The following is a 9,757-nucleotide window of genomic DNA, read 5'->3' on the forward strand; positions in this document are numbered from 1 at the left end:
AATGGGCACAGAAAGTCCCGCCAACAGGGTCTTGTTTATAAATTCTCTTCTTTCCATAATATGATTTTTAAGCTATTGTAAGGAAGCCAGCACTTTTTTAATAGCGTCAGCCTCCTTATTACCTTCGTATGAAGTCAAATTACACTATTTTATATTTTATTGAAATCTAATATTTTCTATAGTCATTATACAATTAGTTTTTTCACCCGGAACGGAGTTTCTTGCATTAGGATCAGTAGGCAGTTTCTTAGGAGACAGAACCATATCAGCATCTTCTGCATTGAAACAATGTTTACCTTCAATGACCATATTTTTAAACAATACATTTGAAACTTTATGTATTATCCCTTTACTTGAAACAGTCCCGGAAATAATACTTTTATTCTCGCTTTTTTGAAATGCAGTATAATTAATTACTTCAACATTCTTTATGAAGCCAATTCCCCTTCTGTTCTGCTCTGAATTATTTTCTTTTGCATTAGAAACCTGAAAAACAATTAATTGACGTTTGGCATCGCCACCAATAAATTCGGATTTATTATCAATAAATTTTACATTTTCAATACCTCCGCAACCCGAATATAAGGCCAATGCTCGGTCAGCGTGAACCACATTATTATTTTGAAATACGATATTTCGAGCTCCGTGATAAGGATCAGAACCGACTTTTAGGGCTGATTTTTTAGTCCAAAAAACACAGTTTTTGACCAGGATATTTTGGCAAAGCCGGCTATCTGCCTTCACTGCAATGGCATCGTCGGAGGTATACATGAAAACATTATCGACAACAACCCCATTACAACCGTCCGGATCAGTCCCATCTTCGTTGGGCAAAGAAAGGTCGTTGATGATTTTATAACCTTTCATGGTTATGTTTGAAGAATTCAAAATGTGAATGTTGAACCCTCCGGAATCACGGATGATCACATCAGAAATACCAGAATTGTTACATTCAATGAAATTGCAGATACGGATTTTTTGGCCTGTTTCAGTCTTTATTTTGGTACCTGCCATTGCAATCACCCCCTGGCCGGTAACATGTGCATTGTCAGCCTTGTTGAAATAAATAAGCGCCCCTTTGCCTTCAGTAACCATGCCCGATTTATTTGCACCCATATCATTATAGTCCTTTAAATTGCCAGAACCCTGAATAATAGCACCGCTTTCTAAATAAAGCGTCACATTAGATTTCATTACGAAAGTACCGGTCAGGTATTTTCCATTAGGAACAAAAAGAACACCTCCACCTTTTCCTGAAACTTCATCAATGGCCTTTTGTATTTTGCGGGTTTGAAGTGTACGTCCAGAATTATCCGTAACAAAATCCATTAAACTGGTTACCCTACTGTCACCAATTTTAGGTGCGCCCACTTCCGGAGCATCAGCAAAAATGAATAGCTTTTCTTCAATTCCTTCAAATTGGAGAATAAGTTTCACCGGATTGTCTAATGAAAATGAAACCTTATTTCCTGTTTTTTGAGAAGCGATATTGTAACTTAAAGGGCTGATGGAGTATTTGCCGAAATTGTCCCTGGCAGTGATTGTCAGATTTGCCTTACCGGAAAAAGCAAAACGGGCATAACTGATATCTTTAAATTTTTCTACAAAAATATCTTTCCCATCGACATTCAGTGAATAAGTATGGCTTTTTACGGCCCCGGGAATTATGGAGTATTCTAACACAGAATTATTTGAATCAACAGGACTAGTTTCTGTTCTGTGATCGATCCTCACAGGTTTATAAGGCCCAACCACGGCATTTTCCTTGTTATTTTGAGCAAATATTACATTCCAGGAAATTAACAGATACAATAGAGTATGGTTGACCTTCAGTCTTTTATTTTGGTTACAGTCATTTTTCATTTTTCCCATTTTATATGAATTTAGTTCCAAATGATGCCTGTTTTAAGCGGCATATCTCCCTGTCATAAACATAGACTATACCCTACTCATTTTTTAAATTTGGAATGCAGTTTAAGGATGTTACAAGAATGGGCTCTCCCTTCTTAACAACATAGCTAATTGTAACCACCCTTTTAGCCTCTTCTCCCCCATCCTTATCATTTTTCACCCAGGTTTGTACTCTTACGATACCCTGTTCTTCAGACACTGAAGGTGTGGTTACAAACGTTCCTCCTTCATGGCTGGCCGATCCCTGCATGGGAATGTACATTTTATCCTTGATAGTAATAGTCACATCCCTATAAATTCCACCATACAAATCAAAATTTCCGGCTGCCATGGGAGGTATCCTGAACTGATCATTCTGGCGATTACTAACAGCAATCGCCAGAATATTGTCATTTCCAGCCTTTATATATGGAGTCAGGTCAAAATCAAAAGAACCGTAGCCCCCTTTATGTTCACCTAAATATTGTCCATTTATCCATACTTTACAATACTTTTGAACACCTTCAAACTCAACAAATACCTTTTTCCCGGAATATTCCTTGCCAAGACTGAAATGTTTACGATACCATCCCCAGCCATACCACCAATAAGTTGCACTTTTTTCATTGGCATCATGAATATAAGGATGCAATTGACCAGTCGTCTCATAAGTGCTCCAGGTATGAGGAATTGAAACCTCGGGCCAGGCTGAGTCATCATAATCAGGATGTTCAAAGCCATGATCAGCCGTTTCTTCAGGAAAATAATTAAAGGTCCAACGTTCATTAAATATTTTGGTTATTCTTTTGCCGGACTGACATACAACCTGTTGATTATTAACCCCTAAAGTTCCCAAAAGAAATACAAGTATTATTCCTACTTCTTTCATAACATTGAAAATTGCAAATTATAATTTCATTTCAGTTAGTAGCCACTTGGAGTTTTTCGTCCGGATGCGATTATTTGTCTGTTCGATACAGGTAGTTATCATTTATAAAAATTGGCCAATAACAGAGAAATTTAACTTTACCATTTTATATTTTTTTCTATAAAATCAATCAGGCTGTCGGCCATCACCTTTTGCTCGGCAACATTGGGATGTCCGCTGGTATTTTTATATGGGAAAAAATGGGTGAAAATCTTTGAATCGTGCAATTGTTCCACCGCTTTTGAAATATAACCCGGCCAGGGAGAACCATTACGGGTTGCATCCATTGACCCCAAAGCACAAATGATGGAAGCCTGGGGATATTTGCTTCTGATGGAAGCAACGAAATTTCTATAGGCAGCAATAATTTGATTTTCATCAGGAGCTTTCACTCCAAAATTTTTCTTAAACTCAGCACGCTCCGGCTGATTGACCAGCCAGGAATCATTTTGAAATAAGTTGATGACTACGATATCCGGAGTATATTTTGTAAAATCCCATTTGGACGTGGAATCAACCGGATCCAGCCTGTCGTACATTTCCCGCATGACCAGCGGGAACCAGCTGATTAAAATGCCAATGCCACTTTTGGAATTGCAATAATACTGGGCGTTAAAATGTCTGGCTGTTATTGCAGCATAAGAAAGATAATTGTTCTCATAATATCCAAACCAGGAATCCTTGCCACTATGGTCTTCCATTGCATAACCACAGGTAATGGAATTGCCGTAAAATTCTATCTTTCTTTTTTTAGGAGCAGGAGGAGGCAATAATTTCACATTTTTCGGGATTTCGAAACCGTAAAATAAGGTTTTTCCCTTGTCCCATTCGGTACGCTTGAAGAGTTGAAGGATGTGCTTACCCTTGGATAATCCCGAAGCCAACACATAACTATGTTTGAGGGTATCGGTATGAATTCTTCCAATCACCTGATTGTCAACAATAACATTGTAATAATTGGCAGTATCCAGGTCCTTAAGCCGGGCAGAAATTTCAGTACCTTTGAATTGAATGGTTGCTGAATTACCAGGCCAGGTAAGCACTGCTGCATCAGCTTTAAATTGTATCCGCCCCTCATAGGTGATGAATGGACTGTTAAAAGGGACAGTTTTTTCCTGGGCAAAGCAGAAAGCCGAAAGGAAAGAAATAATCAGGCAAAAATAATTTTTAGTCATAGGTATTTGTTTATTAATTAAAATTCTTCAACTACGGGATTTCCCTCCATACAGGCATTCATGTTTAATACCAAAAAATTCCTTTTTGGAATCCTTTATAAAGCAAATGCTTCCGGGGGTCAAAAATGGAATTACAAGAGAGCCTCCTTCTTTGCGGTACATCCCCTTATAATCCCTGTAAATATTAGTTTCAATGACCGATATATAGTGTGAAACAGGATATGTTTCCTGCCCATATAAAAGAAAACTGCCTGCCATCAAACAACATAGAATGCAAATTATTTTATTCCTCATTTTTCAGCTTTAAATAAATTTAAATGATTGTTGTCTGATTAGAATTTCAATATAGCTTGAAATCCTTCGCCTCATTTCATTACGCTCAAGATGATCATTATTTATAGATTCTTAAGCCATAAGAAATGTACGAAAATACAAAAACTCTATTCGTTCCTATTCCTCTAACTATAAATTTTTCAAGCCTTTTTCTATTTATCAACCTTAAACTAACCTAATCCCTTTTCGATTTTGGTTCACGAATTGTATTTTCAAAAATCAATTTTTTTACATTTCCCACTAGATATTTCAAATAAAAACGCACATAATATTTTTAATTTTTAATATATTTGTCTGTTTTGATAAAACCCAAGCCTACTCAACCTAAAAATTCTACTTTTTTCAACCTGATCTTTTTCAGGTAATACTGGGTATATTTCTAAACTATACATATATCATGGACATGAACAATTTAATACAGGGACTGAAAGACAGCTTCCAAATTGATAAAAAGTTATATGACGATTTTAATGTAAAACGTGGACTGCGTAATAATGATGGCAGTGGCGTATTGGTCGGATTAACCCGGATTGGAAATGTTCATGGATATATTCGTGACGAACAGGAAATCGTCCCGGTTGAGGGTAAATTAAGCTATAGGGGAATAGATGTGCAATCCATCGTCAAGCATCTGGAGAAAGAAAACAGGTTTGGGTTTGAGGAGGTAATTTTTCTTTTGCTTTTTGGAAAGCTGCCATCAGAAAGCGAATTGAAGAATTTCAATGAATTGCTCGACTCCAAAAGGGCTTTACCCGATGGTTTTACAGAAAATATGATTCTGAAATCGCCCAGCAGTGATATCATGAACAATTTGGCACGCTGCATCCTGGCCTTATATTCCTATGATAACAATCCGGATGATATCTCTATTGAAAATGTATTGAACCAGTCTATAGAATTAATTGCCCGTTTTCCAACTTTGATTGCCTACGGTTATCAGGCAAAGGAAAGATATTACAATAATGGCAGCCTGTTTTTGCACAATCCTATTGACAATCAGGGTACTGCAAAATGTTTCCTGCAATTGATCCGTTCCGACCAGAAATTTACAGAACTGGAAGCAAAAACCCTGGACATCTGCCTGGTACTTCATGCCGAACATGGTGGAGGAAATAATTCATCCTTTGCCATCCATGTGATTACTTCAACTGATACAGATACTTATTCAGCCATCTCCGGTGCAGTAGGTTCCTTAAAAGGGCCCAAACACGGAGGGGCCAATTCCAAAGTAATGTCCATGATGGATAACATAAAAAACCATCTAACCAACTGGGAAGATGAAAAAGAGGTTGCAGACTATCTGGTCAAAATCCTGAAAAAACAAGCTTTTGACCATACAGGATTGATCTATGGTGTCGGGCATGCGGTTTATACCCTTTCAGACCCCAGGGCTGTTATCCTTAAACATTATGCCAGGGAACTGGCCATTGAAAAACACAGGGAAAAAGAATTCAGATTATATGACACCATCGAAAGACTGGCTCCCATTTTATTTCAGGAAGTAAAGAAGAGTGATAAAAAGATTTGTGTTAACGTGGATTTTTATTCCGGATTTGTATATAACATGCTCAATCTTACCCCGGATCTTTATACGCCTATCTTTGCCATGTCCAGAATTTCCGGTTGGTGCGCCCACCGCCTGGAGGAATTGATTTCGGGGGGAAGGATTATCCGTCCGGCCTATAAAAGTGTGGAACACAATGAAGAATATGTCCCATTAAAAATGAGGAAGTAAAACTTTCAAGAAATATTCAGATACAATTCTGTGTTCATTGATTGTAAACCGGATTGTATCTGATACTTGTTAAACAGCTTTTTCTATTAGTACTACAGCATAAGCAGAAATACCACTTTCATTGCCGACAAATCCAAGCTTTTCGGTGGTTGTAGCTTTAATGGAAATATCTTCCACAGGAATTTGCAAAACTCCTGCAAGTGTTTCCTGCATTGAAGGAATAAATCCCTGAACTTTAGGTTTTTGCAAACAAACAGTGGCATCAATATTCCCGACAGTATATCCCTTCTCTTTTAAATGATCCAGTGTTCTTCTCAATAAGATCTTACTATCAATTCCTTTCAGGGAAGGATCATTATCCGGAAAATGATAACCGATGTCGCGCAGGGAAGCAGCACCCAAAAGTGCATCGCAGATGGCATGTATCAACACATCACCATCTGAATGACCTACGGTTCCTTTAAGATGTGGTATTTTAATTCCACCTATACATAAATCATAGCCCTCAGCCAGCTGGTGAACATCATAGCCAAAGCCAATTTTCATTTTTGCCATTAGCTTTTTACCTTCCTTTTATTTTTCCCGGAATCGAAATTGAAGGATATCGAAAAACGGAGGGTACGGGCAAGTGGATTATTATTCATGTATACCGGAATAAGATAGGAAAAGTCCAAGGACAGCACATTGAGTTTTAATCCTACACCGGTTGTGAAATATTTTCTATTCCCTTTATTTTTAGCTTCGTTAAAATAACCTGCCCTTATTGCAAATTGCTTTCTGTACCAGTATTCCAGTCCCAGGGAATACATAATTTCCTGCATTTCCTCTTTAAATCCGTCAGGGGCGTCATAAAATGACTGGATCATACCTACAGGTACCGAAACATCAGGATTCTTTCCCTTATCAATCATTGGCTTGTTTGTATTGGGATCAATAGAATCCGAGTAATAAGGTGTGGTCGGAACCAATAGTTTATTGATGTCAGCAACCAGACAGAATGAATTATAATCGTCAACATTGGTAGTCAAAGCCCCTCCCAGGCGAAGGTTTATCGGAATAAATTCCGCATCCTGAATATCGGTATATGACATTTTTCTACCCATATTGGAAATATCTGTTCCAAATGCCAATTTGGAGTCTTTTCCCCCTAAAGTAATGTCCGTATTATAATAAACGGAAACATCGGATGCCACAGACCAGCCTGCCTTGGCCTCTGTACCATCAACACTGGCACCTTGTGCGATAGCCGAACGTATATAACGGAAAGCAATTGCTCCCGATACTTTGTCAGAAAATTTCCTTGAATATGCAGCATCTACAGCATATTCATTAGGATTCTGCGTAGACATGTACTTACCCTGATCATTGATAAAATCAATTTGTCCCAGCGAGAAATAACGCAATGAGGCACTAAGAGCACTTTGGGGATTTATCTTATAATAGCCTACTACATATAAAAGATTGATTCCGGAAACCAAATTACTTAACCAGGGGGTATAGGTGAAAGAGAACCCGGCTTGATTATCCGAAAAAACATATTTGGCCGGATTCCAATGCTGTGAATTCACATCCGGGGATGTAGCAGCTCCGGCATCGCCCAATGCCCCGGAACGAGAATCAGGTGCAATAGTCAAAAAAGGAACCGCAGTTTGTATGATGTTGTATTTACTGTCTTGTCCACTTAAACTAGTTGCATTCTGCCCCAGACATAATATGTTTATACAAAATAGAATTCCGCAAAGGGAACCTATTTTGTAGATTTCTACTATATTTTGTCTTTTATACATATCCCACTATTTTAATGCAAATTTAATAATTATCTCAGAATAACAAGCTTTTCAAATTTTTCAACTGTTTCGTTCATATTAGAACGTAATTTTACCCTAAATATGTATACACCCCGGCCAATTTTATCTCCAAAATCATCAAGTCCATCCCAGTCAATTGGTCCGGCACGAAAACCGTCCGTATTAATGTTCGTCTCAATAGTCTTTACTAATTTCCCTGAAACGGTGAAAACCTGGATAAGCACATCCAGATTGGTATTGGGCCTGTTGTGCTCAAAATAAAATGAGGTATGGGTGGTAAAGGGATTGGGATAATTCAATACGTGATTTAAGGCAATTTTCGCTGATTTCGACACTACAAATTCCGTATATGCTTCATTACTATTATTATTGGTATCCCAGGCCTTTAATTTTATATTATGATTGCCTTCACTCAAACTTTCCAAAGGATACCGGATAGTTCCTTTCTGATAACTGTCTGTATCAGATTCATAATAATTATTCAAAACAAAAGATTTACTTGAATTTTTGTCAAGTATACAGGTAATATCATGGCCTATTCCGTTTCCTACTGTGTTAATCCCGTTTTCATCCGAAAATTTTGCCAGCAGGACAGGATGTTCATCCGTAATTCCTCCAAAAACAAAATGTTCGTTATTCAGATAAAGACGAATATCCGGACCAGTACTGTCTGCAACAACTGCGGGGCTATACCCTCCCACAAGAGCATTATTGTAACTGCCTGAAGCATCACTCTCTGAATTTTCAGCATAATAACTGATCTTCCCTTTCCCATAACTGTAATCAATATCTTTGGGGATAACAAAAGTGAAGGAAAATTTCCCATGATTAATACTGGCCTTACCGTGATAAAGCACGCTGTTTTGTAATTCGAATTCTATTTTCTTCGAATCATCATCATTCATCAAAGTGGCCATTGACTTAGATTTATCAAAGACTGTTGGAAATAACATTCCGGAATAATCATTTTGAAATGCTCCACTTTGATTTTCAATATGCCCTGAAATTCTGACTTTCTCCAAAGCCTTCAACGTATCCGAGTTTTGGCCAATGATCCTTCCATTCAAGGAGTCGGAGATGATTTTAACCGTATTTGCAGGATACGCAAGTTCCAGTGCAGGATCGCCCAATAAGGTAAATTTGCGGTTGTTGTAATCTGTTCCTGAAGCATTCTTGGTCAAACGGATAATATCTCCCAAACGCAACTTATTGCCTTGAGGATCATGGGCAAAGATATACCGGTAAAAATTCTGGTTCAGGGTGAAATTCTGTCCGGAATAAACTACACGGGTTGTGGTTAAAAGACCAATTGCACCGCCATTGGGATGAAGCAGAACCCTTTCGCCGGCTGTAGTTTCTTTTAAATAATCGAACTTGCTGAATTCGCAGGTTGCTGTGACAAATAATGGAAATTTGCCGGAATTTGTCCAGGAATCTATGTCCGCATCGGTCAGGACCTGTTCCTGCGCCCAGCCGTATATACCGCCATGCCCGGTATAGTTCATGATCAGGGTTCCTTTATCCACCTGCTCATTAATAGCCTTATTCACCTGCGGATATCTTTGGCCAACAGAAGAAGAAACCTGTTGATAGGCATCCAGGTAAATCTTCTGAATATTATAATCCGGATTTGCTGATTTAACCTCATCTGAAAGTAAATCGGCCTGTTCGGCATGCAAACCTGCATCTTCATCATCGGCAACAAAGCTAACAACATTACGCCAGTCGCCTTCGGTTTTTGAACTGATATACCGATTGATTTTCCCAATCATGCTGGTATCCGAACTGCTTGAAACAGGAATCCTTCCTACCCCAATATCCAACAGGCCTGTCGACATATCTTCATTATCATCCAGCAAACCGAAATAATCATCACTGGTATAAGTCC

General features: G+C 38.2%; 7 protein-coding genes. 1 reads left to right on the top strand and 6 read right to left on the bottom strand.

What is annotated here, in order from left to right:
• Positions 1 to 156: 156 nt before the first annotated feature.
• The 3 genes from Q8907_08090 to Q8907_08100 form a co-directional block, all read right to left on the bottom strand.
• Positions 157 to 1,872 (bottom strand): glycosyl hydrolase family 28 protein, encoded by a 1,716-nt coding sequence (locus tag Q8907_08090; GenBank protein MDP4274222.1) that lies wholly within the window; start codon positions 1,870 to 1,872, stop codon positions 157 to 159.
• Positions 1,873 to 1,945: 73 nt separating this feature from the next.
• Complete coding sequence (locus tag Q8907_08095; protein ID MDP4274223.1) at positions 1,946 to 2,779, bottom strand: beta galactosidase jelly roll domain-containing protein; 834 nt, start codon at positions 2,777 to 2,779, stop codon at positions 1,946 to 1,948.
• Positions 2,780 to 2,916: 137 nt separating this feature from the next.
• The gene (locus Q8907_08100) at positions 2,917 to 3,993 is read right to left on the bottom strand and encodes an SGNH/GDSL hydrolase family protein (GenBank protein MDP4274224.1); all 1,077 of its coding nucleotides are present in this window, start codon (positions 3,991 to 3,993) and stop codon (positions 2,917 to 2,919) included.
• Positions 3,994 to 4,723: 730 nt separating this feature from the next.
• On the opposite strand from Q8907_08100, the gene Q8907_08105 reads away from it, so the two are divergent.
• Positions 4,724 to 6,061 (top strand): citrate/2-methylcitrate synthase, encoded by a 1,338-nt coding sequence (locus tag Q8907_08105; protein MDP4274225.1) that lies wholly within the window; start codon positions 4,724 to 4,726, stop codon positions 6,059 to 6,061.
• Positions 6,062 to 6,130: 69 nt separating this feature from the next.
• Here the strand turns inward: Q8907_08105 and ispF are convergent, their stop codons facing one another.
• From ispF to porU, 3 genes are all read right to left on the bottom strand, one after another.
• Positions 6,131 to 6,616: a 2-C-methyl-D-erythritol 2,4-cyclodiphosphate synthase gene (gene ispF, locus Q8907_08110; protein ID MDP4274226.1), complete on the bottom strand. Its 486-nt coding sequence runs from the start codon at positions 6,614 to 6,616 to the stop codon at positions 6,131 to 6,133.
• The gene (porV, locus tag Q8907_08115; GenBank protein ID MDP4274227.1) at positions 6,616 to 7,848 is read right to left on the bottom strand and encodes a type IX secretion system outer membrane channel protein PorV; all 1,233 of its coding nucleotides are present in this window, start codon (positions 7,846 to 7,848) and stop codon (positions 6,616 to 6,618) included. Before porV ends, ispF begins: the two co-directional genes overlap by 1 nt.
• A 29-nt stretch (positions 7,849 to 7,877) precedes the next feature.
• On the bottom strand, positions 7,878 to 9,757 hold a 1,880-nt coding region (porU, locus tag Q8907_08120; protein MDP4274228.1), incomplete at its 5' end, for a type IX secretion system sortase PorU.

It is taken from the genome of Bacteroidota bacterium, assembly GCA_030706565.1.
Classification (GTDB): domain Bacteria; phylum Bacteroidota; class Bacteroidia; order Bacteroidales; family JAUZOH01; genus JAUZOH01.

What these genes read in the sequence shown, in the direction of transcription:
- Q8907_08090 (MDP4274222.1), bottom strand. Translation starts at nt 1,872, where the DNA reads ATGGGAAAAATGAAAAATGACTGTAACCAAAATAAAAGACTGAAGGTC.
- ispF (MDP4274226.1), bottom strand. Translation starts at nt 6,616, where the DNA reads ATGGCAAAAATGAAAATTGGCTTTGGCTATGATGTTCACCAGCTGGCT.
- Q8907_08095 (MDP4274223.1), bottom strand. Translation starts at nt 2,779, where the DNA reads ATGAAAGAAGTAGGAATAATACTTGTATTTCTTTTGGGAACTTTAGGG.
- porV (MDP4274227.1), bottom strand. Translation starts at nt 7,848, where the DNA reads ATGTATAAAAGACAAAATATAGTAGAAATCTACAAAATAGGTTCCCTT.
- Q8907_08100 (MDP4274224.1), bottom strand. Translation starts at nt 3,993, where the DNA reads ATGACTAAAAATTATTTTTGCCTGATTATTTCTTTCCTTTCGGCTTTC.
- Q8907_08105 (MDP4274225.1), top strand. Translation starts at nt 4,724, where the DNA reads ATGGACATGAACAATTTAATACAGGGACTGAAAGACAGCTTCCAAATT.